The 26,473-nt window shown below is 68.7% G+C and carries 26 protein-coding genes; 17 read left to right on the forward strand and 9 right to left on the reverse strand.

The annotated features are described in order from the left end of the window. From EDC36_RS12685 to soxX, 3 genes are all read left to right on the forward strand, one after another. Positions 1–97 (forward strand): thiosulfate oxidation carrier complex protein SoxZ (locus EDC36_RS12685; protein ID WP_207895080.1); only part of this gene is annotated, 97 nt, incomplete at its 5' end. A gap of 37 nt (positions 98–134) precedes the next feature. Further along, positions 135–938, forward strand: a complete 804-nt coding sequence (soxA, locus tag EDC36_RS12690) for a sulfur oxidation c-type cytochrome SoxA (protein ID WP_390616474.1) — start codon at positions 135–137, stop codon at positions 936–938. 17 nt (positions 939–955) lie between these two features. After that, entirely contained in the window at positions 956–1,606 is a 651-nt protein-coding gene (gene soxX, locus EDC36_RS12695) for a sulfur oxidation c-type cytochrome SoxX (RefSeq protein ID WP_132963637.1), read from the forward strand. 87 nt (positions 1,607–1,693) lie between these two features. Here the strand turns inward: soxX and EDC36_RS12700 are convergent, their stop codons facing one another. From EDC36_RS12700 to EDC36_RS12720, 5 genes are read right to left on the reverse strand one after another with little or no spacing between them, the layout of a single operon-like run. Next, positions 1,694–2,419 carry an ABC transporter ATP-binding protein gene (locus tag EDC36_RS12700; RefSeq protein ID WP_132963638.1) on the reverse strand — a complete coding sequence of 242 codons (726 nt, stop codon included), beginning with the start codon at positions 2,417–2,419 and terminating at the stop codon, positions 1,694–1,696. Then, on the reverse strand, positions 2,416–3,168 hold the full coding sequence (locus EDC36_RS12705) for an ABC transporter ATP-binding protein (RefSeq protein ID WP_132963639.1): 753 nt from the start codon (positions 3,166–3,168) through the stop codon (positions 2,416–2,418). The genes EDC36_RS12700 and EDC36_RS12705 overlap by 4 nt, the downstream gene beginning before the upstream one ends. After that, a complete protein-coding gene (locus tag EDC36_RS12710; RefSeq protein WP_132963640.1) occupies positions 3,158–4,210 on the reverse strand; it encodes a branched-chain amino acid ABC transporter permease in 1,053 nt (350 codons plus the stop codon). Before EDC36_RS12710 ends, EDC36_RS12705 begins: the two co-directional genes overlap by 11 nt. A 40-nt stretch (positions 4,211–4,250) precedes the next feature. Beyond that, a complete protein-coding gene (locus EDC36_RS12715; RefSeq protein WP_132963660.1) occupies positions 4,251–5,114 on the reverse strand; it encodes a branched-chain amino acid ABC transporter permease in 864 nt (287 codons plus the stop codon). A gap of 32 nt (positions 5,115–5,146) precedes the next feature. After that, complete coding sequence (locus tag EDC36_RS12720) at positions 5,147–6,334, reverse strand: ABC transporter substrate-binding protein (protein ID WP_132963641.1); 1,188 nt, start codon at positions 6,332–6,334, stop codon at positions 5,147–5,149. Positions 6,335–6,540: 206 nt separating this feature from the next. On the opposite strand from EDC36_RS12720, the gene purL reads away from it, so the two are divergent. Then, positions 6,541–10,602: a phosphoribosylformylglycinamidine synthase gene (gene purL / locus EDC36_RS12725; RefSeq protein WP_243646590.1), complete on the forward strand. Its 4,062-nt coding sequence runs from the start codon at positions 6,541–6,543 to the stop codon at positions 10,600–10,602. On the opposite strand, the gene EDC36_RS12730 is transcribed toward purL, so the two are convergent. Continuing rightward, positions 10,553–12,592, reverse strand: a complete 2,040-nt coding sequence (locus EDC36_RS12730) for a peptidase U32 family protein (protein ID WP_132963642.1) — start codon at positions 12,590–12,592, stop codon at positions 10,553–10,555. The two genes, purL and EDC36_RS12730, sit on opposite strands and share 50 nt — an antisense overlap. A 49-nt stretch (positions 12,593–12,641) precedes the next feature. On the opposite strand from EDC36_RS12730, the gene EDC36_RS12735 reads away from it, so the two are divergent. After that, positions 12,642–13,541: a YbgC/FadM family acyl-CoA thioesterase gene (locus EDC36_RS12735; RefSeq protein WP_132963643.1), complete on the forward strand. Its 900-nt coding sequence runs from the start codon at positions 12,642–12,644 to the stop codon at positions 13,539–13,541. Here EDC36_RS12735 and EDC36_RS12740 read toward each other — a convergent pair. Next, complete coding sequence (locus tag EDC36_RS12740; protein ID WP_165902872.1) at positions 13,451–14,251, reverse strand: NRDE family protein; 801 nt, start codon at positions 14,249–14,251, stop codon at positions 13,451–13,453. The two genes, EDC36_RS12735 and EDC36_RS12740, sit on opposite strands and share 91 nt — an antisense overlap. Positions 14,252–14,306: 55 nt before the next feature. Beyond that, on the reverse strand, positions 14,307–15,254 hold the full coding sequence (ygfZ, locus tag EDC36_RS12745) for a CAF17-like 4Fe-4S cluster assembly/insertion protein YgfZ (protein WP_132963645.1): 948 nt from the start codon (positions 15,252–15,254) through the stop codon (positions 14,307–14,309). A 150-nt stretch (positions 15,255–15,404) separates the two neighbouring features. Here ygfZ and mltG point away from each other — a divergent pair, with 150 nt between their 5' ends. The 12 genes from mltG to EDC36_RS12805 all read left to right on the forward strand — a co-directional run bounded on the left by mltG (position 15,405) and on the right by EDC36_RS12805 (position 25,933). After that, positions 15,405–16,388, forward strand: coding sequence for an endolytic transglycosylase MltG (mltG, locus tag EDC36_RS12750; protein ID WP_185971183.1), 984 nt, complete (start codon positions 15,405–15,407; stop codon positions 16,386–16,388). Next, positions 16,385–17,926 carry a glycosyltransferase family 39 protein gene (locus EDC36_RS12755; RefSeq protein ID WP_132963647.1) on the forward strand — a complete coding sequence of 514 codons (1,542 nt, stop codon included), beginning with the start codon at positions 16,385–16,387 and terminating at the stop codon, positions 17,924–17,926. Before mltG ends, EDC36_RS12755 begins: the two co-directional genes overlap by 4 nt. Then, positions 17,923–18,570, forward strand: a complete 648-nt coding sequence (gene tmk, locus EDC36_RS12760) for a dTMP kinase (RefSeq protein WP_132963648.1) — start codon at positions 17,923–17,925, stop codon at positions 18,568–18,570. Before EDC36_RS12755 ends, tmk begins: the two co-directional genes overlap by 4 nt. Next, complete coding sequence (locus EDC36_RS12765; protein WP_132963649.1) at positions 18,567–19,604, forward strand: DNA polymerase III subunit delta'; 1,038 nt, start codon at positions 18,567–18,569, stop codon at positions 19,602–19,604. The genes tmk and EDC36_RS12765 overlap by 4 nt, the downstream gene beginning before the upstream one ends. Further along, positions 19,601–19,978, forward strand: coding sequence for a PilZ domain-containing protein (locus tag EDC36_RS12770; RefSeq protein ID WP_132963650.1), 378 nt, complete (start codon positions 19,601–19,603; stop codon positions 19,976–19,978). Before EDC36_RS12765 ends, EDC36_RS12770 begins: the two co-directional genes overlap by 4 nt. Positions 19,979–20,029: 51 nt before the next feature. Continuing rightward, positions 20,030–20,860 (forward strand): TatD family hydrolase, encoded by an 831-nt coding sequence (locus EDC36_RS12775; RefSeq protein WP_132963651.1) that lies wholly within the window; start codon positions 20,030–20,032, stop codon positions 20,858–20,860. Between the two features lie 38 nt (positions 20,861–20,898). Beyond that, on the forward strand, positions 20,899–21,540 hold the full coding sequence (locus EDC36_RS12780) for an ankyrin repeat domain-containing protein (RefSeq protein WP_243646591.1): 642 nt from the start codon (positions 20,899–20,901) through the stop codon (positions 21,538–21,540). Positions 21,541–21,695: 155 nt separating this feature from the next. Continuing rightward, positions 21,696–22,475, forward strand: a complete 780-nt coding sequence (locus tag EDC36_RS12785) for an ABC transporter substrate-binding protein (RefSeq protein WP_132963653.1) — start codon at positions 21,696–21,698, stop codon at positions 22,473–22,475. 67 nt (positions 22,476–22,542) lie between these two features. Then, positions 22,543–23,238 carry an ABC transporter permease gene (locus tag EDC36_RS12790; protein ID WP_132963654.1) on the forward strand — a complete coding sequence of 232 codons (696 nt, stop codon included), beginning with the start codon at positions 22,543–22,545 and terminating at the stop codon, positions 23,236–23,238. 15 nt (positions 23,239–23,253) lie between these two features. Continuing rightward, on the forward strand, positions 23,254–23,967 hold the full coding sequence (locus EDC36_RS12795; RefSeq protein WP_132963655.1) for an ABC transporter permease: 714 nt from the start codon (positions 23,254–23,256) through the stop codon (positions 23,965–23,967). Positions 23,968–23,989: 22 nt separating this feature from the next. Next, on the forward strand, positions 23,990–25,126 hold the full coding sequence (locus EDC36_RS12800) for a succinylglutamate desuccinylase/aspartoacylase family protein (RefSeq protein WP_132963656.1): 1,137 nt from the start codon (positions 23,990–23,992) through the stop codon (positions 25,124–25,126). 27 nt (positions 25,127–25,153) lie between these two features. Then, positions 25,154–25,933 (forward strand): ABC transporter ATP-binding protein, encoded by a 780-nt coding sequence (locus tag EDC36_RS12805; protein WP_132963657.1) that lies wholly within the window; start codon positions 25,154–25,156, stop codon positions 25,931–25,933. Positions 25,934–25,995: 62 nt separating this feature from the next. Here the strand turns inward: EDC36_RS12805 and EDC36_RS12810 are convergent. Continuing rightward, positions 25,996–26,473 (reverse strand): PD-(D/E)XK nuclease domain-containing protein (locus EDC36_RS12810; protein ID WP_207895085.1); only part of this gene is annotated, 478 nt, incomplete at its 5' end.

The raw sequence follows: 26,473 nt of genomic DNA on the forward strand, positions 1-26,473 counted from the left end.
CTTCAAGTTCAAGGGTGGGGCCAAGGGCGACAAGGTGGTGGTCAAGTGGACCGACAACAAGGGCGAGTCCCGCACCGACGAAGCCACCATCGCCTAACCCTTGGGCAGGTCCTCGAAAAACCAGGAGTCGTACCATGATCAAACAAATGGTGTGTGTCGGCGCTGCCGCGCTGGCTGTTGGGGGTGCCGCGTGGGCCCAGGACATCGATGCGTCCAAGGGCATCGAGGCCTACCGCGCGATGCTGCAAGATGGCAACCCGGCTGAGCTGTTCGAGGTCAAAGGCGAGTCGTTGTGGAAGCAAAAGCGCGGCCCCAAAAACGCCTCGCTCGAGCAGTGCGACCTCGGCAAAGGCCCGGGGGTCGTCAAAGGCGCGTTCGTCGAGCTGCCGCGCTACTTTGCCGACGCCGGCCGGGTCATGGACCTGGAAAGCCGCATCGTGTGGTGCATGGAAAAGCTGCAGGGGCTGGACGTCAGTGAGGTGAGCGCGCGCAACTTCACCAAGGGCCTGACGGCCGACGTCGTGGCCATCGCGACCTGGGTGGCGTCGGAGTCCCGTGGCTTGGCGTTCAACCTGCCGCAGCAGCACCAGGCCGAGCGCGACATGTACGAAATCGGCAAGCGGCTGTTCTTCATGCGCGGCGGTCCGCACGATTTTTCGTGCGCGAGCTGCCACGGTGAGGATGGCAAGCGCATCCGCCTGCAGGACCTGCCCAACCTGACCAAGAACCCCGGGGATGGTGTGGGGTTTGCCGCGTGGCCGGCGTACCGCGTCTCCAACGGCCAGATGTGGAGCATGCAGTGGCGCCTCAACGACTGCTACCGCCAGCAGCGGTTCCCCGAGCCGAAGTTCGGCAGCGACGTGACCATCGCGCTGGGCGTGTACATGGGTGTCAACGCCAAGGGCGCCAAGAACGCTGCCCCGACCATCAAGCGCTGAACGAGGAGTGAAGAACCATGAAGAAAACCATCGTCGCATGGGGTGCCGTGGTGCTGGCCGGCATGTTGGCGGGGTGCGGCACAGGCCGCAGCGCCGCCGAGTACGACAAGATGACGGCCGAGGTGATCAAGGCCTCGTTTGTCGATCGCGGCATCGCCAAACTCGATCGCTTGGAGCAGGACGAAGCGCGCAAGGCGTGCTGGGAGTCCGAGGTGACCGGCAAGCCGCTGGACGAAAAGGTGGCCAAAGCCATCGAGGAAGCGGCGCTCAAATCCGTCAAGTGGCCCAGTGACGGCAAATTCCTGGGTGACTGGAAGGAGGGTGAAAAAATCGCCCAGAGTGGTCGCGGTCTGACCTGGTCCGATGACGAAAAAACGGTCAACGGCGGCAACTGCTACAACTGCCACCAGATCGACAAGAAAGAGATTTCGTACGGCACGCTCGGCCCCAGCCTGTGGAACTACGGCAAGCTGCGCGGGGTGACCGACCCGAACAGCCCGGCGGCCAAGCCCATCATCGAATACACGTGGGCCAAGATTTGGAACTCGCGCGCGTTCAACGCGTGCACCAAAATGCCCAGCGCGGGGCACCGCGGCATCCTCAACGAGCAGCAAATCAAGCACGTGATGGCGCTGCTGTTGGATCCGAAGTCGCCCGTGAACCAGTGACGGCCGATGGGTGGGCCCGCCGCGCGGGCCCGCTGTCTACCCGGCACCTCGCCGCACTGCGGCGGGGTTTTTTTGTATGTTCGGGGATCAGACCCCCAGGTGCTGAGTTACCCGTTCGGGCTGCGCACGCAGCGTTTGCGAGTCCCCCTCGAACACCACGCGCCCTTTGACGAGGATCACGTTGCGGTCCGTGATCTGGGTGACATGACGCCAATTTTTGTCGACGATGATGCTGCTGATGCCGCTGGCACGGATCAGGTCACAAATGCGCCAGATCTCGCGCGCGATCAACGGCGCCAGGCCCTCGGTGGCTTCGTCGAGGATCAGCACGTCAGGGTTGGTCATCAAGGCCCGTCCGATGGTCAGCATTTGCTGCTCCCCGCCGCTGAGCTGCTGGCCGCCGTGATCAAGGCGCTCGGCCAGGCGCGGAAACGTGTCGAGCACCCGCTCGAGGGTCCAGTCCCGGCGGCCATCCAGGCCTGGACGTGCCGCCATCAGCAGGTTTTCCCGCACGCTCAGGTTGCCAAAAATGCCGCGTCCTTCGGGAACGTAGGCCACCCCCAAACGGGCCACCTGGTGGGTGGCCAGCCTGCGCAGGTCATGGCCCCTGATGTGCACCTGGCCGCCACTGGGCCGCACCAGACCCATGATGGTTTTGAGCAGCGTCGTTTTGCCCATCCCATTGCGCCCCATCAGCCCGATGGTTTCGCCGCGCCGAACCACCAGGTTGACACCGTGCAGGATATGGCTGGCGCCGTAGTGCGTGTGCACCCCGCGCACCTCGATCAGCGGCTCGTCGGCGGTCTGGGTCATCCTTCCTCCCCCAAATACGCGGCCTGAACGGCGGCGTCGCTGCGGATTTCGGCGGGGTGGCCACTGGCGACCACGCGGCCGTTGACCATCACGGTCAAAACGTCCGCCAAGGCAAACACCGCGTCCATGTCGTGCTCGACCAACATCACGGCGTGGTCGCGTTTGAGTTCGGCCAGCAGCGCCACCATGCGCTCGGCTTCGGCCGTGCCCATGCCAGCCAGGGGCTCGTCCAGCAGCAGCACCTGCGGCTCGGTGGCCAGCGCCAACGCGATTTCCAACTGACGCTGCTCACCGTGGCTCAGCACCGCGGCAGGACGCTCGCGTCGTGCCGTCAAGCGCGCCAGCGTCAGCGCACGCTCCGCGCGGGCACGGACGTCGGCCTGTTGGTCGGCACGCCGCCACCACGCCCACGCCCGTGGCGTGCGCGCCTGGGCGGCCAGACGCACGTTGTCCCACACGGTCAGCGGGGCAAAGATGTTGGTGCGCTGGTAGCTGCGCGCCAAGCCGCGGCGGGCGATGGCCTCGGGACTGGCACCGGTGACGTCGTGCCCGAGCACGTGCAGCGTGCCGCGGGTGGGCGTCAGGTCACCACTGAGCAGGTTGGTCAGTGTCGACTTGCCAGCCCCATTGGGACCGATGACGGCGTGCACCTGTCCACGCCGCAACGTCAAGGACACGTCGTCCACGGCCACCAAGCCACCAAAGCGGCGCGTCAGGCCATGGGCTTGGAGCAAGGTTTCAGCGCCCATGATGGGTCTCCGCCATCGTGAGCGCGGACGCCTCATCCGGTGCCACCGTGGGACGCCGCGCCACCTCGGTGCGGCGTTGCACGTCGTGCAGCAGCCCCAACAACCCGCGCGGGGCCACCAGCACCACCAACACGATGAACCCGCCCACCAGCAACTGCCAGTGCTTCGTGGCGTCCTTGGCCAGGTGCAGCAGCCACTCGAAGGCAAACGCGCCGACGATGGCACCCGCAAAGTTGCCCATGCCGCCCAAAATCACCATCATGACCGCGTGCGCGCTGTGGTGAAAGCCAAGCAACTCGGGGTTGACGAACCCAGTTTGCACCGCCCAAAGGTAGCCGGCCAACCCCGCCAGCGCCCCCGCCACCGTGAACGCGGCCAGCTTGTAGCCGAACGTGCCGTAACCCAACGCGCGCATGCGGTGTTCGTTGATGCGAATGCCCACCAGCACCCGCCCAAACGGGGAAAACAGCAGCCGCCGCAGCGCCAGATAGACCACGACCAACACCGCCAGCACCACGTGGTACAGCACCCGCGGGTCGTCCCAATCCAGCCAGCGCGTCTGGCCCCATTCGATCACCGGACGCACCATCACGTACAGCCCATCGGAGCCGCCCAGCGCCTTGTTGTCGAACACGGCGTAGTACAGCATCTGCGCAAACGCCATCGTCACCATGATGAAGTAGATGCCACGTGTGCGCACGGCAAAAAACCCGATGACCAGCGCCGCCACGGTGCTGACGCCGACGGCCAACGGCAAGGTCCACAGGCTGGGGGGCTGGTCGGGCGGGGCGGTCAGCGCCAGCGCGTAGCCCGCCAGGCCGAAAAACGCCGCGTGGCCCAGCGACACCAGCCCCGTGACGCCTTGCAACAGGTCCAGGCTCATGGCGAACAGCGCCAGCACCATCATCTGGGTCAGCAATTGCAGGTAGTAGCGCTCGTTGTCCAGGCCGAGCCAAGGGACCGCCAGCAGGGCCAGCAGGCCCAGGGCCAGCACAGCCTGCAGGGCGCGGGGCAAATGTTCGAGGTGCGCGTGCGCGGTCATCGTGGTGTCTCGCGGTGCACGTGAAGGCAGGAACAGGTGTTCATTGACGCAAAAGGCCCTCGGGTCGCCACAGCAGCACCGCGGCCATCAGCATGTACACGAGCACACTGGCCAACTGCGGCAGCAGCACCTTGCCAAAGGTGTCCACCAGGCCCACGAGAAGCGCTGCCACGAACGCCCCCCGCACCGAACCAATGCCGCCGATGACCACGACGACAAAGCACATGATCAACACCGGTGCCCCCATGTTGGGATAGACGCTGGCCAGCGGCGCCGCGACCATGCCGGCCAGCACCGCCAACGCCACGCCCAGCGCGAACACCGTGCCGTGCAGCCGACGCATCGGAATGCCCAGCGCCTCGGCCATCGTGGCGTCGAACGCGCCGGCGCGGATCATCATGCCCAGTTTGGTGCGGGTGATCAGCAGGTACAGTGCCAGCGCCAGCAGCACGCACAGCCCCATCACGAACAGCCGGTACACCGGGTACGACAGCGTGTCGGTGAGCGCCACAGAGCCCTGCAGCACGGGCGGCACCGCCACCGCATGCACGTCGTCGCCCCACAGGATCGAGCGCAGCTCTTCGAACAGGTAGATCAGCCCGAACGTGAGCAGCACCTGATCCAGGTGGTCGCGCCGGTAAAAGTGACGCAGCAGCGCCCACTCCAGCAACCAGCCCAGCGCCAGCGCCAGCGGCGCGCCGACCACGATGGCCCACAGCAGGTTGCCCAACGACTGCACCAACCACCAGGCCAGGTACGCGCCCAGCATGTAGAAGCTGCCGTGCGCCAGGTTGACCACCCCCATGATGCCGAAAATGAGGGTCAACCCTGCCGCGAGCATGAACAGCAGCAGCCCGTACTGCAGGCCGTTGAGCAGTTGGATCAGGAATTCGGTCAGGCCCATGGGGTGCAGCTCGTCACGGCGGGGGGGCAACGTCACGCCATACGGCAGTTCGGGGCAGGGTCTTCGACCGCCTTGGCGGCCACGCCGATGACCTTGTTGTCGCGCCCGCGCACCTGGCGCAGGTAGATGTCCTGGATCGGGTTGTGCGCCTTGCTCATGCGCCAGGGGCCGCGCGGGCTGTCGATCACGGCGTTTTCCATGGCGGTCTGCACCGCCTTTTTGTTGCCAAGATCGCCCCCCACGGCCTTGGCCGCTTGCGCCAGCAGCAAGCCCGTGTCGTAGCCCTGCACGGCGTACACGTCGGGCTGCATCTTGAACGTTTTGGCGTACTGCAGCCGGAACTGCTTGTTGCGCGGGGTGTCGAGCGAGTCGGCGTAGTGCAGCGTCGTGATGACGCCCTCGGCGGCATCGCCCGCCGCCTCCAGCACACCTTCGGTCAGGAACCCTGAGCCGTACAGCGGGATGGTGCGGTTGAGTCCGGCGGCGGCGTAGTCGCGCAGGAATTTTGCGGCCCCACCGCCCGCGAAGAAGCAGGCCACCGCGTCGGGCTTGATCGACGCGATTTCGGTCAGCAACGCTTGAAACTCCACGTTGGGAAACGGCAACCCCAACTTTTTGACGATGGTGCCCCCTGCCGCCGTGTAACTTTGCTCGAAGCCTTCGAGGGCTTCTTCGCCGGCGGCGTAGTTCCAGGTGATCCACACGGCACGCTTGTGGCCGCGCTCGACCATCGGTTTGCCCAACGCCAACGTCGGCTGGGCGTTGGTGAAGCTGGTGCGAAACACGTTGGGGGCGCACAGCGCCCGCGTGACGGCGTGCGCGCCGGCGTTTGGGATGAGGTTGAGCACGCCGGTTTCGCGCGCCACTTTGTGGATGCCCATTTGCACACCCGAGTGCACCGTGCCGATGAGGACATCGACCTTGTCGCGCTGCACCAGGCGGCTGGCGTTTTCGACACCCTTGGCGGGGTTGGATTCGTCGTCCACTTTGAAAAACTCGATCTCGCGGCCGCCCAGTTTGCCGCCGGCCTCGTCCAACGCCATGCGCACGCCATTTTCGATCGCCACGCCCAGCGCCGCAAACGTCCCGGTGTAGGGCAGCATAAAACCGACGCGCACGCGCGCTGACTGCGCACGCGCGAGGGTGGGCAGCCAAAGCCCGCACGCGGCGGCCGCGATGGAGGCTGCGCCACGTTGAACGACGACACGGCGGGTGGTCATGGGGTGGTCTCCTGCATGGTGTGGTTGAACCGAGCGTTCGCTTCAGCATCGAAGCAAGGGTACATGCAGAATAATGCATGTTCTGGGCGGTGCAACCTCGGACAAACCCTGATGCACGGGTGCCGCCGCGTACCTCGCCGGACGGCCGTCCGATGGGCCCCGGGTAGAATCCGGCCCTCCGCACCCTCGCCGCGCCTGCACCCGCCGTGAACGACGTCCAGCACCCTGCCCAGATCACCATCTTTCACGGGGGCGACGCCCTCGGACACTTTCGCGCCCGCACGCTGCTGCCGCGGCTGCAGGCCATCGATGCGCGCATCACCGCGGTGGCGGCGCGCCACGTGCACCTGGTGGCCACCGACGAGCCACTGGACGACCAGACGCGCGCCCGCTGGCAGGCCTTGTTGACCTACGGCGAACCCTACAGCGGCCCCACCGAGGGCGCGTGCGTGGTGGTGTCGCCACGGGTGGGTACGGTGTCGCCGTGGGCGTCCAAGGCCACCGACATCGCCCACAACTGCGGGCTGGCCGCACGGCGCGTGGAGCGGCTGACCGAGTACTGGCTAACGCTGCAGCCAGGCGCGCTGCAGCGCTTGGGTGGACGTACGCCGAGCTTGGACGACGCCGCTTGGCAGGCCTGCGCGGCGCTGTTGCACGACCGTATGACCGAAAGCGTCTGGCCCGATGTACAGGCCGCGCAGGCGCTGCTGGCGCCGCTGCAGGCGGCACCGATGCAACGGGTCGACGTCCTCGGCCAGGGGCGTGCGGCCCTGGAGCGCGCCAACGTCGAATGGGGCCTGGCGCTGGCCGACGACGAAATCGACTACCTGGTGCAGGCGTTCACCCAGCTCGGACGCAACCCCAGCGACGTCGAGCTGATGATGTTCGCGCAGGCCAACAGCGAACATTGCCGCCACAAGATTTTCAACGCGCAGTTCGTCATCGACGGCGTGGAGCAGCCGCTGAGCCTGTTTGGCATGATTCGCCACACCCACCAGCAGGCACCGCACCGCACCATCGTGGCGTACGCCGACAACGCGGCCATCATGCAGGGGCACCATGTGCAGCGCTTCATGGCCGTGGCGCAGGGGGATGGCAGTCCGGTGTGGCAGCGCCACAGCGCCCACGAGCACGTGCTGATGAAGGTGGAAACCCACAACCACCCAACGGCGATCTCGCCGTTCCCGGGCGCGGCCACCGGCGCCGGCGGCGAGATCCGCGACGAGGGCGCCACCGGGCGGGGTGCGCGCCCCAAGGCAGGGCTGACGGGGTTCAGTGTGTCACGGCTGTGGGGGGGGCTGAGCGACCAGCCCGACGGCAAACCGGAGCACATCGCCAGCCCGCTGCACATCATGATCGAGGGGCCGCTGGGCGGTGCGGCGTTCAACAACGAGTTCGGGCGTCCCAACCTCGCCGGGTACTTCCGCGAGTACGAGCAGCGCATCGCGTCCGACGTCGACGCGGTGCAGCGCGGCTACCACAAGCCGATCATGATCGCGGGTGGGGTGGGGGCCATCGACGCCACCCAAACCCACAAGGTGGTGTTCCCGGCGGGCACGCTGCTGGTGCAGCTGGGCGGGCCGGGCATGCGCATCGGCATGGGCGGCGGCGCGGCCAGCTCGATGGCCAGCGGCAGCAACAGCGCGGCGCTGGACCTCGATTCGGTGCAGCGCGGCAACCCCGAAATCCAGCGCCGGGCGCAGGAGGTCATCAACCAGTGCTGGGCGCTGGGCGCCGACAACCCGATCCTGGCCATCCACGACGTTGGCGCCGGGGGCTTGTCCAACGCGTTCCCTGAGCTCGTCAACGACGCCGGCCGTGGCGCGCGCTTCGACCTGCGTGCCATCCCGCTGGAGGAAACAGGCCTGGCGCCCAAGGAAATCTGGTGCAACGAAAGCCAGGAGCGCTACGTGCTGGCGGTGTCGCCGCAAGGGCTGCAGCGCCTGGCGGCCCTGTGCGAGCGCGAGCGCTGCCCGTACGCCGTGGTGGGCGTGGCCACCGAGGAGCGCCAACTGGTGCTGCACGACCCCCAGGCCGCGGAGCCGGCGCAGGCCAACCCGGTCGACATGCCGATGGAGGTGCTGCTGGGCAAGCCGCCCCGCATGCGGCGCGACGTGCAGCGGGTGCGCCGGCGTGTCGCCGCGTTTGACGGCAGTGACGTCGCGCTGGAAGACGCCGTGCGCCGGGTGCTGGGACACCCCACGGTGGCGTCCAAACGCTTTTTGATCACGATCGGCGACCGCACGGTGGGTGGGTTAACGCACCGCGACCAGATGGTCGGGCCCTGGCAGGTGCCGGTGGCCGACTGCGCGGTGACCTTGGCCGACCACGTGGGCCTGGCCGGCGAGGCCATGGCGATGGGGGAGCGCACGCCGCTGGCGGCCATCGACGCGCCCGCCTCGGGCCGCATGGCGGTGGCCGAAGCGATCACCAACTTGCTGGCCGCGCCGATCGAGCTGGCGCGCGTCAAGCTGTCGGCCAACTGGATGGCGGCCTGCGGCGAGCCGGGTGAGGACGCCGCGCTGTACGACACGGTCAAGGCCGTGGGGCTGGAGCTGTGCCCGACGCTTGGCATCAGCATCCCGGTGGGCAAGGACAGCCTGTCGATGCGCACGCAGTGGAGCGGTCGTGATGGTCAGACGCGCAAGGTGGTGGCGCCGGTCAGCCTGATCGTCAGCGCTTTTGCCACGCTGGACGATGTGCGCGGCACGTTGACGCCGCAGCTCGACGCCGAGGCCGACAGCGTGCTGATCCTGGTCGACCTCGGGCGGGGTCGCGACCGCATGGGGGGCTCGATCCTGGCCCAGGCGCTTGACCAGCCAGGGGGCGCGGTGCCCGATCTGGATGACCCCCAGGATTTGGTGCGGTTGGTGCACGCCGTCAACGAGCTGCGCCAGCGCGGTCTGATCCTGGCGTACCACGACCGCAGCGACGGCGGGCTGTTGGCGTGCGTGGCCGAGATGGCGTTTGCGGGCCGCGTGGGCGTGGCGCTCAACGTCGACCTGCTGGTCACCGAGGGCGACGGGATCCACGACAGCCGCGCCGACGTGGGCGACGCCAAAAACTGGGCGCAGCAAGTGGGGCCGCGGCGGCACGAGCGCACGCTGCGCGCGCTGTTCAGCGAGGAGCTGGGCGTGGTGCTGCAGGTGCGCGTCGAAGCCCGTGACGAGGTGCTGCGCACGCTGCGCGCGCACGGCCTGGGCGCGTGCAGCCACGTGGTGGGCAAGACCCGCCCCGCCTGCAGTCCGGTGGACATGGGCAAAGGCGAACTGCAGGTCTGGCGCGACGCCCAGTGCCTGTGGCGCGCACCGCTGGCCGACCTGCTGCGGGTGTGGGACGAGGTCAGCTGGCGCATCGCGCGGCTGCGCGACAACCCGGACTGCGCCGACGCCGAACACGAAGCAGCCGCGCGCACCGACGCCCCGCCGCTGCACGTGGCCTTGACCTTTGACCCGGCCGAGGACGTGGCCGCGCCGTTCGTGCAGCGCGGCGCGCGCCCGCGGGTGGCGATCCTGCGCGAACAGGGTGTCAACTCCCACGTCGAGATGGCGTTTGCCTTTCACGCCGCCGGCTTCGAGGCGGTGGACGTGCACATGACCGACCTGTTGCGCGGCCACACGCGGCTGGATGGTTTCAAGGGTGTGGTGGCCTGCGGCGGTTTCAGCTACGGCGACACGCTGGGCGCGGGGGTGGGCTGGGCGCGCTCGATCACCTTTCACCCCGAGTTGGCCGATCAGTTCGCGGCCTTTTTTGCCCGCCCGGACACGTTCGGTTTGGGGGTGTGCAACGGGTGCCAGATGTTTGCCGAGCTGGCGCGCATCATCCCTGGCGCCGAGCACTGGCCGCGCTTCACCACCAACGTCAGTGAGCGCTTCGAAGCCCGCCTGGCGCTGGTGGAGGTGTTGGATTCACCCAGCATCTTTTTGCAGGGGATGGCCGGCAGCCGGATGCCGATCGCGGTGTCGCATGGTGAGGGCTACGCCAACTTCGCCCACCAAGGCGACGCGCAGCGCGTGGCGGTGGCACTGCGCTACGTGGGCCCCGACGGTTTGCCCACCGAAGCCTACCCTTACAACCCCAACGGCAGCCCGGGTGGCATCACCGGCGTCACGACCCCCGATGGGCGCTTCACCGCGATGATGCCGCACCCCGAACGCGTGCTGCGCAACGCGCAATTGAGCTGGACCGACCTGGCCTCTACCGGCGGGCTGGAGGCGTTCAGTCCGTGGATGCGGATGTTCCGCAACGCGCGCCGCTGGGTGGGTTGACCGGCCGGCGCTGGTAAAAGCGCAGCGGCTGCTCCTGTTGCATGCGCTGGGCTTGGCGCACCACGTGCGGCTGCAGGCGGCCGATCACGTGCATTTCGCATGGCTTGCAGTCAAAGCGCAGCGTGAAGCGCTGATCGCCCTGCACGATGGTCAGCGGCTCGGCGCGCACCGTGCCCTGCACGCCGGTGACACCCTTGGCTTGCTTGGGGCACAGGCTCAGGCTGTAGCGCACGCAGTGCTTGGTGATCATCAGGCTGACTTCGCCGCGCTCCTCGTGGCTTTCGAACGCGGCGTCGATGACGCGCACGCCGTGGCGGGCGTAAAAGTCGCGCGCCTTGTGGTTGTAGACGTTGCCGAGGTAGGTCAGCACGTCGTCGGGGTAGGGCACGGGCGGTTGCACCTCGGGGCGGCGCTGGCCGCGCGGGCGCCCGCCTTCGCGCGCCGCCATCAGGTTGTCCAGCGCGGCGCGGCGCAAGGCGTTGAGGCGCGAGGCCGGCACGAACCACGGCGCCGGCAGGTCGATGGTGATATCGGCCGCGGCAAAGATGGTTTCACCCAGACGGTCCAGGCCTTGGCGCAGGCGTTGCGGCTGGCTTTGCGGATCCTGGGCCAGCCCCCACGGCCCCGGCAGGGTAGCCTCGCCACGAAAACCGTCGGCGTCGGTGGCGGTGAGCACCAACGTGTCCCCGTCGGCGTGCAGGCGCAGCCACAGGTCGATGCGGCGTTCGGCGCTGGGGCGGGCCAGCAGCCGCTCCCATGCCACGCTGCGGTTGCGGTTGACCACGGTACCGCGCCGCAAGCTGCGGTACGTGTCGATCGGGTCTTTGGGCTCGATGCGCCAGCGCACGCCCCCGGCGCTGCCGGGTCCGAGCCGCTGCACGCGGTTGGTCTGCAGGCCCAGCAGTTGGTTGCGCGCGTCGAAGCAGCACAGCCCGTCGCCGTTGAGCAGCTCGGTGTGCGGGTCGTCGGTTTCGATCTCCAAATGATCCGCAGCCACCCGCACCAGCCAGCCGATCGGACGCCCGGGGTTTTTCGGGCTGTCAAAGGCGCCGATGTCGATTTGCCGGCCGTGCGTGAAGTAGTCGGTGAAGTCGCGGTTGAAATTCTGACCCGGATCCGGGGTGAAGGTGTAGGTGCAGCGCCCGCTCGACGACGGCGCCAGGTCGGGGCGTTCCTCAAGGATCGCATCCAGCAGCCGACGGTAGTGCGCCGTGATGTTCTTGACGTAGGCCATGTCCTTGTAGCGGCCTTCGATTTTGAAGCTGCGCACGCCCGCGTCGATGAGCGCGCGCAGGTTGGCGCTTTGGTTGTTGTCCTTCATCGACAGCACGTGCTTGTCGCGCGCGATCAGGCGGCCCTGGCCGTCGAGCACGTCCCACGGCAGCCGGCACGCCTGCGAGCAATCGCCCCGGTTGGCGCTGCGGCCGGTGGTCGCATGGCTGATGTAGCACTGGCCGCTGTAGGCCACGCACAGCGCCCCGTGGATGAAGTACTCCAGCACGGCGCGCCCGGGCGCGTCGCGCGGCCCCAGGGCTTGGTCGATGGCCGCGATCTGCGGCAGCGACAGCTCACGCGCCAGCACGATTTGCGAAAAACCCACGTCTTGCAAAAAGCGCGCTTTGGCCGGCGTGCGGATGTCGCACTGGGTGCTGGCGTGCAGCTCGATCGGCGGCAGGTCCAGCTCCAGCAACCCCATGTCCTGCACGATCAGGGCGTCCACGCCGATGGCGTGCAGCTGCCACGCCAGCCGCCGTGCGGGCTCCAACTCGTCGTCGCGCAAAATGGTGTTGAGCGTGACGAACACGCGCGCGTGGTAGCGGTGGGCGTGCCGCACCAGGCGCTCGATGTCGTGCACCGGGTTGGCGGCGTTGGCGCGCGCGCCAAAGCCGGGACCGCCAATGTAGACGGCGTCGGCGCCGTGGTTGACGGCCTCAATGCCGATGTCGGCGTCACGCGCGGGCGACAGCAGTTCGATCTGGTGGGGCAACATAATGGCGGGCAAGCATTGTGCAAAGCACGCCATTTTCCCAGACCACACCATGAAGCGCCACGAGTTTCGCTGCCTGCACCGCCTGCGCGTGCGCTGGGCCGAGGTGGACATGCAGGGCATCGTCTTCAACGCCCATTACCTGATGTATTTCGATGTTGGCATCACCGAGTATTGGCGGCGGCTGGCGCTGCCTTACACGGAGGCGATGCACCGCCTGGGCGGCGACCTGTACGTGCGCAAAGCCACGCTGGAGTACGCCGGCTCAGCGCGCATGGACGACCTGGTGGACGTGGCGCTGCGCTGCGAGCGCATCGGGCGCTCGTCGCTGACGATGGTGGGCGCGTTGTTCCTGGGCGAACGGCCGCTGGTGAGCGCCGAAATCGTGTACGTGTTCGCGGACGCGGCGCAGCAGGGTGCGCAGCCGGTGCCGGCGCCGTTGCGCGCGTTGATCGAGCGTTACGAGGCGGGGGACGATGTGCTGCGCGTCGTGACCGGATCGTGGGAGGCGTTGCAGGGTGACGCCGTGCCGCTGCGGCAGGCCGTGTTCGTGCAGGAGCAGGGGATTGCCGCCACCGAGGAGTGGGATGCGGCCGATGCGGCCGCGCTGCACGCGGTGGCCTACAACCATCTGGGGCAGGCGGTGGGCACAGGCCGCCTGCTGGTGGCGCAGCCGGGCGTGGGCAAAATCGGCCGCATGGCGGTGCATCGCGCGCTGCGCGGCACCGGGGTCGGCGCGCGGGTGCTGCAGGCGCTGGTGGCGGCGGCGCGCGACCGCGGCGACCACACGTTGCGGCTCAGCGCCCAGCGCACGGCGGTGGGGTTTTACCAGCGCCTGGGCTGGCAACCGGTGGGAGCACCTTACGACGAGGTCGGCATCCCGCACCAAACCATGGAGCTGCGTCTGACTTCGGCCGACGGTATCCCGGCGGGTCCAGCTTCGGGGTCGTAGGTCCACTCGGCCACGCGCAGGGTGCCATTGCGGTCGAGCTGCGCCACCAGGCTGCTGCGCGTGCCGTAACGGCGCTCGGGCCACCACACCCATGGGCTGCGTTGCAGGTGCTGCACCGGATCGGGGTCGGCCACGTGCGTGCGCAGCACCGCCAGCAGGCGGGCCTCGCGGCGGTCAGGATCAGGCTCGGCCAATGCGGCGCCGACACCGTCGGCCAGCATCGTCGCCTTGGGCCATGGGGTGTCCAGCGCTGCATTGCTCAGGGCATGCACCCCCGGCGACAGTGGGCGCCACCACCATCCGTCCTGGCGATCGGCCTGCACGCGTGGGTCAAGGAGGGTCGGATCCCGGTTGGTCAGCCACACCCACACGCCCTGGCACAGGTCGGCCAACACGAGGTTGCATCCGTTGTAGGCGGTGGCGGGGTGCGCGCTCAACCACGTGGGCCAATCGTGGCTGCGGGCGGCATCGCGCAGCCAGCCCGCCACCAGCTCACCCCGGCTGCGCGGGGCGGCGGGCTCGGGTGGCCAAGCCCGCACGTTGGTCAGCATCGCCAACCGCCCGTGCTCACCCCAGGCGAGCCAGGCACCACCGGCGCGAGCGTCGCGGCCGCTGAGCACCTCGGGTCCACCGTCCAGCCGCCAGCGCTGCAAGGGCAGGGTGGGGCGGTCCCAAGCCTCGTCCCGGTTGGCGGCGACGATCAGGGGCACGGCAGCCTCGGGTTGCCAACGCCAGGCGATCAGGCACATCGCAAGCCGGGCACGCTCAGAGATCGTCGCGCAGCGGGTACGGCAGCGGCAGCACGTGCGCCGCCGGCCCCTGGGGACCGCCGACGCGCAGCGGCTGGCCATCCAACGCCGCGATCTGCAGCGACGCCACCGCGTGCCACACACCCTCGGTGCCGGGCTGCGCCGCCGCGTCGGCGACCACACCGGCGGGTTGTTCGGTGTCGCTGGGGTGGTAGACCTCTTGCCCGACCTGCACCGGACCATCGACCTGCAACAGAGCGCCACGCCGCTTGAGCGTGCCGCGGAACTGGCTGCGCGCCACGACCTCTTGGCCCGGGTAGCAGCCCTTTTGGAAGTGCACGCCCCCCACCGATTCGTAATTAAGCATCTGGGGCACAAACGCCTCCACCACCGGCTCGGTGACGAAGGGCACTGCGCTCATGACCTGCAGCCAGGCCCACGTCTGGGCCGCCAGCGGCTGGCAGGGCGGGGCATCGGCCGCGGTGGGACGCAGCAGCAGCGCGCGCGGCACACCAGCGCCAGCGGGCAAGCGCGCCCACAAACGGCCGGCGTCGTCGGTGTGGGCCGACCACCACCCGTCGGGCAGCACCGCCGGCACCGTGGCCCCCACGGCGCCGTGCACCGCCCACTCGCTGCTGGCATCGCGCAGGCGCACCTTGGCCCGCAGCACGTACATGGCCAGGCGCTTGAGCACCGGCGCCACGCGGCTGGCCGGCATGGCCAGCAGGCAGCGCTCGGGTTCGGGCCGCCACACCACGGCGCTCATCAACATACGGCCTTTGGGGGTGCACCAGGCGGCCAAGCGCGCGTGCTGAGCGTCCAGGTGCACGATGTCCTGGGTCAGTTGCGCATGCAAAAAGCTCGCGGCGTCCGGCCCCTCGGCGCTCAGCACGCCCCAGTCGGGCAGCGCCACACATCCTTGGGCGTCGGTGACGGCCACGCCGTCTGGCTTGTTGACTTGCATCGGTTGGCTCCATCGTGGCAACGCACCGCCGCCACGGGTTGGCAGCGGCTATCATCGGCGCCCGTATTGTCCCGCAGCCCGTCGCCGCCCTGCACCATGCCCCGCGCTCAACCCCATCGCCCCCAGGCCAGCCGCCGTTCGCGCTGGGTCATGGCGCTGGCCGCGCTGGTGCTGGTGGTGGCCACCGTGCTGGCGATGTGGCCCCATCGGCCGCTGCCGCTGCGACTGGCGCCCGGTGCGGCGGTGGTGGACGTGGACATCGCCCCCGGCATGGCGGCGGGTGCCATCGCGCAGGCGTTGCACGACGCCGGGGTGGAGGTGCCGGTAGCGGTGCTGCAACTGTGGTTGCGTTGGTCGGGGCGGGCGCGCGAGCTCAAGGCCGGCGCGTACGAAATCGCGCCGGGCACCACCCCGGCGCAGCTGCTGGACAAGCTGGTGCGCGGCGAACAAGCGCTGCGCCGCGTCACCCTGGTGGAAGGCTGGACCGTGCGCGACGTCGTGCGCACCCTGCGCCGCGCCGAAGACCTGGTCGATGACCTGCCCCCGGGCGACGATCCGGTGACCCTGGCGCACGTGTTGGGGCTGCCCAGCGGTCATGCGGAGGGGTGGTTTTTCCCCGACACGTACATCTACCCCAAGCGCGGCCGCGCCAGCGCGGTGCTGCGACAGGCCAGCGCGGCCATGCAAGAGCGGCTGGCCGCCGCGTGGGCCCAGCGAGCGCCCGACTTGCCCCTGCGTTCCCCCGACGAGGCACTGATCCTGGCCAGCCTGGTCGAAAAAGAAACCGGCCACGATGCCGACCGGGCGCTGATTGCCGGGGTTTTCGTCAACCGGCTGCGCATCGGCATGCGCCTGCAAACCGACCCCAGCGTCATCTACGGGCTGGGCGAGGCTTTCGACGGCAACCTGCGCCGGCGCGACCTCATCGCCGACACCCCGTACAACACCTACACCCGGGCGGGCCTGCCCCCGACGCCCATTGCGATGCCAGGCTGGGCGTCGCTGCTGGCGGCGGTGCAGCCCGCGCGCACACCGGCGCTGTATTTCGTCGCCCGCGGCGACGGCACCAGCGCCTTCAGTCGCACATTGGACGAACACAACCGCGCGGTGCGGCGCTACCAGTTGCAACGATGAGGCCCGCCCACGTGCCCCGTGCCTGGATCGTGCTGGCGCTGCTGTACGCCGCCTGGGCCATCGGCCGTGCCTGGTCCACGCCCGCGCTGGAGTTCGATGAGGCTGAGCAGGTCCTGCACCAACAGTGGTGGCTGGCGGGCTACGGACCGCAACCGCCGTTGTTCGAATGGGTGCTGTGGGGCTTGCGGCAAGCCACGGGCATGTCCGTGCTGGCGGCGCTGTGGCTGCTCAAGGCGGTGGCTTTGTGGGGCGTGGGTGTGGCGGTGGCGTGGTTTGTGGCACAACAGGGCACGCGCGCCGCCGCCGGCGCAGTGGCGGCTTGGACACTGACGTTGCCGCTGCTGCTGTGGGATGCCCCACGCACGTTGACGCACAGCCTGCTGGCCACGGTGTGCGTGGCTGCCGTGGTGGGCTTGAGTGCGCCGTTGCTGCACCGACCTGCCCAGCCGTTGTCGCGCAGGCGCTGGTTCGGGCTGGGGCTGTTCGTGGGTGCGGCGCTGCTGTCCAAATACAACACGGCGCTGGCCCTGGCGGGTTGGCTGGCGGTGCTGCTGGCGGCGCTGGTGCATGGCCTACCGGCCGTGGCGGCGCGCTGGCAGGCGGTCCAGCAGCACGCGCGCGGTTTGCCGTGGGCCGTGGTGGGGATGGCCCCCGTTGGGGTGCATGCTGCGTGGTTGATCGATGCGTGGCCCGAGATACAAGCCACCTTGGGCGCCAAAATGCAGGGGGAGGGTGGCCACTGGGGGCAGGGGTTTGTGGCGCTGGCCGTGGCGTGGCTGGCCAACCTCGCCCTGCCGCTGGCGCTGCTGGGCGCGGCCGGGTGGTTGGGATCGGCTGGGCGCGTGGCGCCAACCGACGCCCCCGACGCCGCTGGCCGGCCTGTGCGTCCGTGGTTGCGCTGGGCGCTGCTGTACGCCGCCGTCGTGGCGGGGGCGATGGCGGCACTGGTCCTGGTGGGCGCGCTGCATCAGGTGAAAGAGCGCTGGGTGTTGCCGCTCACCCCCCCGTTGCTGGCGCTGACGGTGATGGCCGCCGCGCAATGGCGTGTCGACTGGGTCCGTTTGCAGCGTTGGAGCGTGGCACTGATCGCGATGGCGTTGTGCTTGCTGGTCATACGCCCATGGGTGTTGGCATGGCTGGACCGCCCCGCCAACAGCCGCTGGCCGGTGCGTGACGCAACGACCTGGCTGGGCGATTTGCTGCCGCCGAACGCCACGGTTGTTGCTGATCCCATCCAACTGGCAGGGGCGCTGGCGGCCTACGGCCCGGAGGGGTGGACCGTCGTGTACCCGCACAGTGCCACCGCGGTGCTGCGCCAGGTCCAAGCGTGCACGGTCTGGAGCGTGACGGCCCACCATCCGCCCGCCGCCCCCCCGCTGCCGCACGTCTGGGCACCGGTGGCTGCCCCAAAGACGGTCACGCTCCCGATGCGCCCGGCGGGACGCACGCCAGCCGTGCTGACCTTGTACGCTCAACCCTGGCAGCGCACGGACGCGGCGTGCCCAGCCGCGGGCACCGTGTACGATCGCACCCCATGACGCACCCACGTCCACGCGGCTGGTTCATCACGTTCGAAGGCATCGACGGTGCCGGCAAGTCCACCCACCTGCCGGCGCTGGCGCAGGCGCTGCAGGCGCAGGGCAGGGCGGTGCTCCAGACGCGCGAGCCCGGCGGCACCCCGCTGGCCGAGCGCTTGCGCGAGCTGCTGCTGCGCGAGCCCATGGACCCGTTGTGCGAAGCGCTGTTGATGTTCGCCGCGCGCCGCGACCACTGGCGGCGTGTCATCGAGCCGGCCCTGGCTGCCGGCCAGGTGGTGCTGTGCGACCGCTTCACCGACGCCACCTTCGCTTACCAGGGGCACGGACGCGGGTTCGACCTGGGCGTGCTGCAAGCGCTGGAGCGCTGGGTGCAGACCGACACCGATGGGCGGCTGCGTCAACCCGACCTGACCCTGTGGTTCGATGTGCCCCCCGCGGTGGCGGCGCAGCGGCTGGCCGCCGTGCGCGCACCGGATCGGTTCGAGGCCGAGCCGCAGGCGTTTTTCGAGCGCGTGCGCGCCGGCTACGCGGCCCGCGCCGCCAGTGCGCCCGAACGCATCGTGCGCATCGACGCCACCCGGCCGCTGCCGCAAGTGTGGGCGGAGGTCGAATCGGTGTGCCGCGCCCGGGGGGTGTTGGCGTGACCACGCTGCCCCCCTGGCTGCAACGGCAACTGGGCGCGGTGCTGGCCCTGCGCGGGCACGCGGTGCTCCTTGACGGTCCAGCGGGCCTGGGCCAGTACGAGTTGGCGCTGGCACTGGCCCGACGCTGGCTGTGCGAGCAACCGCGTGGCCCCGAGGCGTGCGGCGCCTGCGCAGGCTGCCGCGCCGTCGACGCCCGCACCCACGCCGACCTGTTCGTGCTGCTGCCCGACGCGCTGGCGCTGGAGCTTGGCTGGCCGCTGGACCCCAGCACCGCCGAGCGCATCGAGCGCAAAGAAATCAAGCCCAGCCGCCAGATCCGCGTCGAAGCCACCCGCGCCGCCATCCGCTTCGCCACCACGACCAGCGCACGCGGGCAGGGCAAGGTGGTGCTGATCCACCCCGCCGAGCGGCTCAACGCCGAGTCGGCCAACGCCCTGCTCAAAACCCTGGAAGAGCCGCCGGCCGGCGTGCGCTTCGTGCTGGCCAGCGAAGCCAGCCACGCGCTGTTGCCGACGATCCGCAGCCGGTGCCAGCGTCATGCCATGGCGTGGCCCAGCTCTGAGGAAGGCTTGGCGTGGCTGACCGCCACAGCCGCCGCGCAAGGGCTGGAGCTCAACGCCGACGACTGGCAGGCCTGCTGGCGCGCGGCCGCGGGGCGCCCCGCCCAGGCGCTGCAATGGGCGCAGTTGGGGCTGCGGGCACCCCTGTGGCGCACGCTGCCCAGGCGGCTGGCCGCAGGCGACCTGGCCCCGATCGCCGAGTGGCCGCTGCCGCGCCAGCTCGAAGCCCTGATGCTGCTGTGCCACGACGCGCTGGCGTGCGCCCTGGGGGCGCCGACACGACACTTCGATGCGGCCGACGTGCCAGCCCAGGCGCCGCCGCGCAAACTCGCGGCCCTGTGGCGGGCGCTGCAGCAAGCCCACCGCCACATCGAGCATCCCTGGCAGCCGGGGCTGTGGACGCAAGCCTGGGCGGAGCGGGTGCGCACCGCGTTCAGCCCAACCGTTCAGCCAACGCTACACTCGCGGCCATGAACACGGGCATCGCGGGCGGCGATGCGGCTTCGCATCCGCGCCCCACGGTCATCCAGCTCACGATCAAGGAAAAGGCTGCGCTGTACGCAGCCTACATTCCGCTGTTTGCCGAGGGGGGTATTTTTGTGCCCTCGGCGCGCAGCTACACGCTGGGGCAAGATGTCTATGTGCTGCTGACGCTGCCGGACGACCTCCAGCGCTACCCCATCGCGGGCAAAGTGGCCTGGATCACGCCGGCCGGCGCCACCGGCGGGCGCACCCAGGGTGTGGGCATCCGCTTCCCCGACGACGAGCGTGCCCGCGCGCTGCGCGCCCGCATCGAAGAACTGCTGGGACCGTTGCTGGCGGCCGACCGCCCCACCCAAACCGTTTGATGTTGCAACCCTGGCCTGCGACCGTCGTGCAGGCCCCTACCCACCCGGACGATGTTCACCGACTCGCACTGCCACCTGGACTTTCCCGAGCTGCAAGCCGACCTGCCCGCCATTTTGGATGCCATGCGCGCCGCGGGGGTGACCCGGGCGTTGTGCATCGGCACCACGCTGGAGCGTTTTGACGATGTGCACCGTCTGGCCCTGGCGCATGCCGAAGGCTGCCCGCAGCTGTGGGCCACGGTCGGCGTGCACCCCGACCACGAACACGACGCCGAGCCGACGCTGGAGGGGTTGCTGGAGCTCGCGGCGCGCCCGCGCGTGGTCGGCATCGGTGAGACCGGGTTGGACTATTACCGGCTCGAGGGCCGCAGCATCGCCGACATGGCGTGGCAACGCCAGCGCTTTCGGGTGCACATCCGCGCCGCGCGCCAGGCCAACCTGCCCCTGGTGATCCACACCCGCGCCGCCGCCGACGACACCCTGGCCATTCTGCGCGAGGAGGGCGGCCTGAGCAGCGCTGGCAACGCCGGGTTGCCTGCGGCACGGGGGGTGTTTCACTGTTTCACCGAAACGCTGGAAGTGGCCCGCGCGGCGTTGGACCTGGGGTTTGACATCTCGTTTTCTGGCATTTTGACGTTCAAAAACGCCGCAGCGCTGCGTGACGTGGCGCGCTACGTGCCTCTGCAGCGCACGTTGATCGAAACCGACAGCCCTTACCTGGCGCCGGTACCGCACCGGGGCAAGACCAACACCCCGGCGTACGTGCCGTACGTGGCCGCGCAGCTGGCCGAGCTGCACGGCGTGGCGGTGGAGGAGGTGGCCCGCATCACAAGCGACAACTTCACGCGTCTGTTCGACCGCGTAACCACCGAATCAGCATGAGGTTACGTAGCCATCTCATTGTTTTTATTTGCTTTGTCATGCTTGCGGGCTGGGGCATTCCGGCCCATGCCCAACGTGCGTACGACCGCTACATCACGGCCATCATCCGCGACGACGTCAGCACCGTGATCGAGCTGCAGCTGCGCGGCCTGGACGTCAACACCCCGGACCCCGACCTCAACCCGCCGCTGGTGCTGGCGCTGCAGCGCGATGCGTTGGCGGTGGCGCGCCACCTCGTGACGCAACACGACCTGAACCTCGAAGCGACCAACCCGGCCGGCGAAAACGCTTTGATGATCGCGGCGTTGCGCGGTCATCTTGATATCGTGCAGCAACTGCTGGCGCGGGGCGCCCAGGTCAACCGACCGGGGTGGACGCCGTTGCATTACGCCGCCACCGGCAAGACCGAGCAAGCGCTGCCCATCACGCGGCTGCTGTTGGAGCACCATGCGTACATCGACGCCGAATCGCCCAACGGCAGCACACCGCTGATGATGGCCGCGTTGTACGGCACCAGCGGCGTGGTGGAGCTGCTGCTGGCCGAAGGCGCCGATGTGACCCTGCGCAACCAACAGGGCCTGACGGCGCTGGACTTCGCCCAGCGCAGCGGGCGTGAGCACGTGGTGCAACGCATCGCCGCGGCGCTGCGGGCGACCATGCGCCCGCGTGGCGAATGGTAGTTCTACAATGTGTATTATGTTAAATGACGTGGGCACGGACCCGCACACCAGCCCAACTCAGTTCAGCTCCCCAGGTAAACCCTAGTCCCGGCGGCGTCTGCAGCCTTGGCCGGCGCGCCTACAATCGCTTCACTTCCACTCTTTTTCGTCTCATCATGCAACGACGCTTTCTTTTGGGTTCGCTGGCGGCCGTCGCGCTGCTGGCCACGGGTGCCGCCCACGCCCAGAACAACGTGCTGCGTGTGGCCATCGACGCCACCTACGAGCCGTTCACCTACAAAACGCCCGACGGCAAGCCCACCGGCTTTGACGTTGATATCGCCGAGGCCATTTGCGCCAAGCTCAACCGCAAGTGCGTCTACGTCGAACAGGTGTGGGACAGCATGATCCCCGGCCTGCAGGCGCGCAAGTACGATGTCATCATCAGCTCGATGTCGATCACCGATGAACGGCTCAAGGTCGTCGACTTCAGCGACAAGTACTACAAGACCCCCAGCGGCATCGTCGTCAAGGAAGGCACGCCGTACAGCGGCCCGGCCTCGCTCAAGGGCAAAAAGATCGGTGTGCTCAAAGGCAGCACGCAAGAAAAATACGCGATGGGCGAGCTCAAGCCCGCCGGTGTGCAGGTCATCCCGTACGAGGCGCAAGACCAGGTCTACCTCGACATCAAGGCCGGCCGACTGGACGGCACGGTGGCCGATAAAGTGGAGGTCACCGGCGGCTTCCTCAGCAAGCCCGAGGGCAAGGGCTACGGCTTCGTCGGCCCCGACCTGTACGACGTCAAGTACTTTGGCTACGGGGTCGGTGTCGCGATGCGCAAAGGCCAAGACAAGCTGAAAGCCGACATCAACGCGGCGATCAAGGCCATCCGCGCCGATGGCACCTACGACAAGATCGCGAAGAAGTACTTCAACTTCGACCCGTACGGGAACTGATCCCCTGCCCGGCCTGTACGCCGCCCGACCCTGATGGAGCGGGCGGCGTGTTGTTATTGCGCTGATCATGTTGGACTATTTGCCCGGCATCTTGCACGGTGCGCTGCTGACGGTGGGCGTCTCGCTGGGTGCGCTGGCGGTGTCGGTGCTGCTCGGTTTGCTAGGGGCAACGGCCAAGTTGTCCGGCCGCACGCCGTTGGTGGTGCTGGCCACGCTGTACACCACCGTGATCCGGGGCATCCCGGAGTTGGTGCTGATGCTGCTGGTGTTCTACGGCGGCACCATCGGCCTCAACGCCCTGCTCGAAACCTGGGGCGCGGCCGAGCCGGTCGACATCAACCCGTTTGTGGCGGGCGTGGTGACGATCGGTTTCATCTACGGCGCGTACATGACCGAAACCTTTCGCGGCGCCATCCTGGCCGTGCCGCGCGGGCAAATGGAGGCCGCGTGGGCGTTTGGCATGGGGCGGCTGGCGACGTTTGTACGCATCACGCTGCCGCAGATGGTGCGCCACGCCCTGCCCGGCTTCACCAACAACTGGCTGGTGCTCATCAAGAGCACCGCGCTGGTCAGCCTCATCGGCCTGAAGGACATGACCTTCTTGGCCAAACAAGCCTCGGCCGCCACGCGCGAGCCGTTTTTCTTCTTTCTGTTCGTGGGCGGGCTGTTTTTGCTGTACACGTCGGCGTCGTTGTGGGCGCTGCGTTGGCTGCAGCGTCGTTTTTCGGCCGGCGTGCGCCAGGCCGACGGTTGGCATGGCTGACGTGGGGGATCGACGATGAACTGGTCGGTGATTTTCGAGCCCGCGCAGCTGCAGCTCTACGCCGAGGGCGTGCTGACGACACTCAAGTTGTTGTTCGCCTCGCTGGCCGTGGGCGGTGTGCTGGCCGTCGGGTTGGCGCTGGCCCTCAACAGCCGCTGGCGCTGGCTGCGCGCCATCGTCGGCAGCTACACCTACGTCATTCGCGGCACCCCCCTGTTGATTCAGGTGTACCTGATCTACTACGGGTTGGCCCAGCTCGACTGGATCCAGGCGCGCTGGGATGAGGTGTGGCCGTGGACGTGGTTCAAAGAGGCGTTTTTCTGCGCGCTGCTGGCCTTCGCCCTCAACACCGCAGGCTACACGGCCGAGATCATCGCCGGTGCCATGCGCCAAACCCCGTACGGCGAAATCGAAGCGGCGCGTGCCATGGGCATGTCGCCGCAGCAGGTGCTGTGGCGCATCGTCATGCCAGGCGCGTTGCGGCGCAGCCTGCCCGCCTACAGCAACGAGGTGGTGATGATGCTGCACTCCACCAGCCTGGCCAGCACGGTGCCGGCGATGCTGGACCTGACCGCGGCGGCCAGCCGCGTGTACTCGGACTTTTATTTGCCGTTCGAGGCGTATCTGTTCGCGGCGGCCATCTACCTCACGATCACGTTCGCGCTGGTGGGCCTGTTCCGCCTGGCCGAGCGACGCTTCCTGGCCCACCTGGCGCCGCGGCGTGCCTGACCCAGCAGGAGCCTGACGCGCCATGCACATCCAGCACCACCCCCTGCCCTGCACCAGCCTGGGCACCGAGCGCACGCTGACCAGCCTGCATTTCGGCCGCCGCGGCGCGCGCCCCAAGGTGTACATCCAAGCCAGCCTGCACGCCGACGAGCTGCCCGGCATGCTGGTGGCGCATCACTTGCGCGGGCTGCTGACGGCGCTCGAGGACCAGGGCCGCCTGCTCGGCGAGGTGGTGCTGGTGCCGGTGGCCAACCCCATCGGGCTGGCCCAGCGCATCGACCACCGGCCGCTGGGGCGTTTTGAGCTGGCCACCTCGGAAAACTTCAACCGCCACTACCCAGACCTGGCCGAGGTGGCCTGGCAACGCGTCGGCGCCGCCCTGGGCTCCGACCCCGACGCCAACGTCAGACGCGTGCGCGAGGCGGTGCTGGCCTGGTTGGAGGAACAGCGCCCTGGCACCGAACTGCAGGGTCTGCGGCTGCAGTTGCTGCGGCTGGCCGCCGATGCCGACGTGGTGCTGGACCTGCACTGCGACTTCGAGGCCGTGTTGCACCTGTACAGCGAAACCGCCTGCTGGCCCGCACTGGAGCCGCTGGCCGCCTGGCTGGGGGCGCAAACCGTGTTGGTGGCCGACTACGGCGCGGGCGGTCAACCGTTCGACGAGCAACTGTCGGGGCTGTGGTCACAGCTGCGCGCGCGGCTGGCCGCCGCGGGCCGCCACGACGTGCCGTTGTCCCAGGCGTGCGCCAGCACCACGGTGGAGCTGCGTGGCGAGGCCGACGTTGACCACGCCCTGGCGGCGCAGGACGCGCAGGCCATCGTGCGCTACCTGCACCACCTGGGCGTGACCCAAGGCAACGGCGACGAGCCACCCCCTGCCCTGCGCTGCGCCGCCACACCGCTGGCCGGCACCGAGTTGTTGCGCGCCCCGCACCCTGGCGTCATCGTGTTCGTGGCCCCGGTGGGCAGCCGCTTGGCCCCCGGAGCGCATGTGGCGGATATCGTTGACCCTTTGAGCGACCAGGTGACGGCCTTGACCACCCAGCACGGAGGGGTGCTGTACGCCCGCGCACGCGAGCGCTACGCCTGGGCCGGCATGGAAGTGGCCAAGGTGGCCGGCCCCCAACCGATCCGCCGTGGACCGCTGCTTTCGGCCTGAGCCCCTACCCTGCATCCCCGCAAAGCCATGAACACCCCGACCCCCATCAAGCTTCAGGTGGAGGACATCCACAAGCGCTACGGCACCCACGAAGTGCTCAAAGGCGTTTCGCTGACCGCGCGCGCCGGCGACGTGATCAGCATCATCGGCAGCTCCGGCTCGGGCAAGAGCACGTTCCTGCGTTGCATCAACCTGCTGGAAAAGCCTCACGCGGGCCGCATCGTCGTGGCGGGCGAGGAGCTGCGCCTGCAGGCCGGCCCCGGGGGCGAGCTGCACGCCGCCGACCCGCGCCAACTGCAACGGCTGCGCACGCGCCTGGCGATGGTGTTCCAAAATTTCAACCTGTGGGCACACATGACGGTGTTGCAAAACGTCATCGAAGTGCCGGTGCATGTGCTGAAGGTGCCGCGCGATGAAGCGGTGGCCACGGCGCGGCGGTACCTTGAGCGTGTCGGGCTGCGCGGCGTCGAGGACCGTTACCCCGCGCACTTGAGCGGTGGCCAGCAGCAGCGCGTGGCGATTGCGCGCGCACTGGCGGTGGAGCCCGAAGTGATGCTGTTCGATGAGCCCACCAGCGCGCTGGACCCCGAGCTGGTCACCGAGGTGCTGCGTGTGATGCAGCAACTGGCCGAGGAGCACCGCACCATGGTCGTGGTCACCCACGAAATGGGCTTTGCGCGTGAGGTCTCCAACCACGTGATCTTCCTGCACCAGGGGCGCATCGAAGAGCAAGGCAACCCGCGCGAGGTGCTCTTGCAGCCACGCAGCGAGCGGCTCAAGCAGTTTCTCAGCGGTAACCTGAAGTAAGCGATGACCGCCTCGGCGGTGCGAGGGCGCCCAGAGCGCCTGTCCCGCCACCACAGCGGACCTCAGGCACTGCGCACGTCCCACCCCACGATTTGCCGCTTGCTGCGGCTGAACTCCACGCCGACTTCGATCACACGCTCCACGCCCGGCGCGCCGCGGTGCTTGGCCGCGTAGTCCTTGGCCTGCAACTGCCGCAGCGCCTCGCCCGTGCCCTGGTCGCCGTCCACGACCTTGAACTCGAACACCCACGCGGTGCCGGCGTGCTTGACGGTGAGGTCGCACTGCCCTTCGTTGCTGACGTCTTCAGCGATGATCTCCACCCCGAGACTCGCCAAGTGGCTGTAGCAGACGCTGGCAAAGTAGCCCTGGTACTGCGCGATCGGGTTGGCGCGGTACCAGTCGTGTGGGATAGAGGCAAAGAGGCGCTCGAAGTGCGCTTTGAGCGCAGCCGTGTCGCCCTGCGCGAGGGCTTGGTACAGCCGCATCGACGCCCCCTGAGCTTGATGCCCTAATGGCTGGGGCAACCAAGCGATGGTCAAC

Source organism: Tepidimonas ignava (assembly GCF_004342625.1).
In the GTDB taxonomy this organism is placed as follows: Bacteria; Pseudomonadota; Gammaproteobacteria; order Burkholderiales; family Burkholderiaceae_C; genus Tepidimonas; species Tepidimonas ignava.

Coding starts and splice junctions, on each gene's coding strand:
- soxA (WP_390616474.1), top strand. CDS start 135: ATGATCAAACAAATGGTGTGTGTCGGCGCTGCCGCGCTGGCTGTTGGG.
- soxX (WP_132963637.1), top strand. CDS start 956: ATGAAGAAAACCATCGTCGCATGGGGTGCCGTGGTGCTGGCCGGCATG.
- EDC36_RS12700 (WP_132963638.1), bottom strand. CDS start 2,419: ATGACCCAGACCGCCGACGAGCCGCTGATCGAGGTGCGCGGGGTGCAC.
- EDC36_RS12705 (WP_132963639.1), bottom strand. CDS start 3,168: ATGGGCGCTGAAACCTTGCTCCAAGCCCATGGCCTGACGCGCCGCTTT.
- EDC36_RS12710 (WP_132963640.1), bottom strand. CDS start 4,210: ATGACCGCGCACGCGCACCTCGAACATTTGCCCCGCGCCCTGCAGGCT.
- EDC36_RS12715 (WP_132963660.1), bottom strand. CDS start 5,114: ATGGGCCTGACCGAATTCCTGATCCAACTGCTCAACGGCCTGCAGTAC.
- EDC36_RS12720 (WP_132963641.1), bottom strand. CDS start 6,334: ATGACCACCCGCCGTGTCGTCGTTCAACGTGGCGCAGCCTCCATCGCG.
- EDC36_RS12730 (WP_132963642.1), bottom strand. CDS start 12,592: ATGTTGCCCCACCAGATCGAACTGCTGTCGCCCGCGCGTGACGCCGAC.
- EDC36_RS12735 (WP_132963643.1), top strand. CDS start 12,642: ATGAAGCGCCACGAGTTTCGCTGCCTGCACCGCCTGCGCGTGCGCTGG.
- ygfZ (WP_132963645.1), bottom strand. CDS start 15,254: ATGCAAGTCAACAAGCCAGACGGCGTGGCCGTCACCGACGCCCAAGGA.
- mltG (WP_185971183.1), top strand. CDS start 15,405: ATGGCGCTGGCCGCGCTGGTGCTGGTGGTGGCCACCGTGCTGGCGATG.
- EDC36_RS12755 (WP_132963647.1), top strand. CDS start 16,385: ATGAGGCCCGCCCACGTGCCCCGTGCCTGGATCGTGCTGGCGCTGCTG.
- tmk (WP_132963648.1), top strand. CDS start 17,923: ATGACGCACCCACGTCCACGCGGCTGGTTCATCACGTTCGAAGGCATC.
- EDC36_RS12770 (WP_132963650.1), top strand. CDS start 19,601: ATGAACACGGGCATCGCGGGCGGCGATGCGGCTTCGCATCCGCGCCCC.
- EDC36_RS12775 (WP_132963651.1), top strand. CDS start 20,030: ATGTTCACCGACTCGCACTGCCACCTGGACTTTCCCGAGCTGCAAGCC.
- EDC36_RS12780 (WP_243646591.1), top strand. CDS start 20,899: ATGCTTGCGGGCTGGGGCATTCCGGCCCATGCCCAACGTGCGTACGAC.
- EDC36_RS12785 (WP_132963653.1), top strand. CDS start 21,696: ATGCAACGACGCTTTCTTTTGGGTTCGCTGGCGGCCGTCGCGCTGCTG.
- EDC36_RS12790 (WP_132963654.1), top strand. CDS start 22,543: ATGTTGGACTATTTGCCCGGCATCTTGCACGGTGCGCTGCTGACGGTG.
- EDC36_RS12795 (WP_132963655.1), top strand. CDS start 23,254: ATGAACTGGTCGGTGATTTTCGAGCCCGCGCAGCTGCAGCTCTACGCC.
- EDC36_RS12800 (WP_132963656.1), top strand. CDS start 23,990: ATGCACATCCAGCACCACCCCCTGCCCTGCACCAGCCTGGGCACCGAG.
- EDC36_RS12805 (WP_132963657.1), top strand. CDS start 25,154: ATGAACACCCCGACCCCCATCAAGCTTCAGGTGGAGGACATCCACAAG.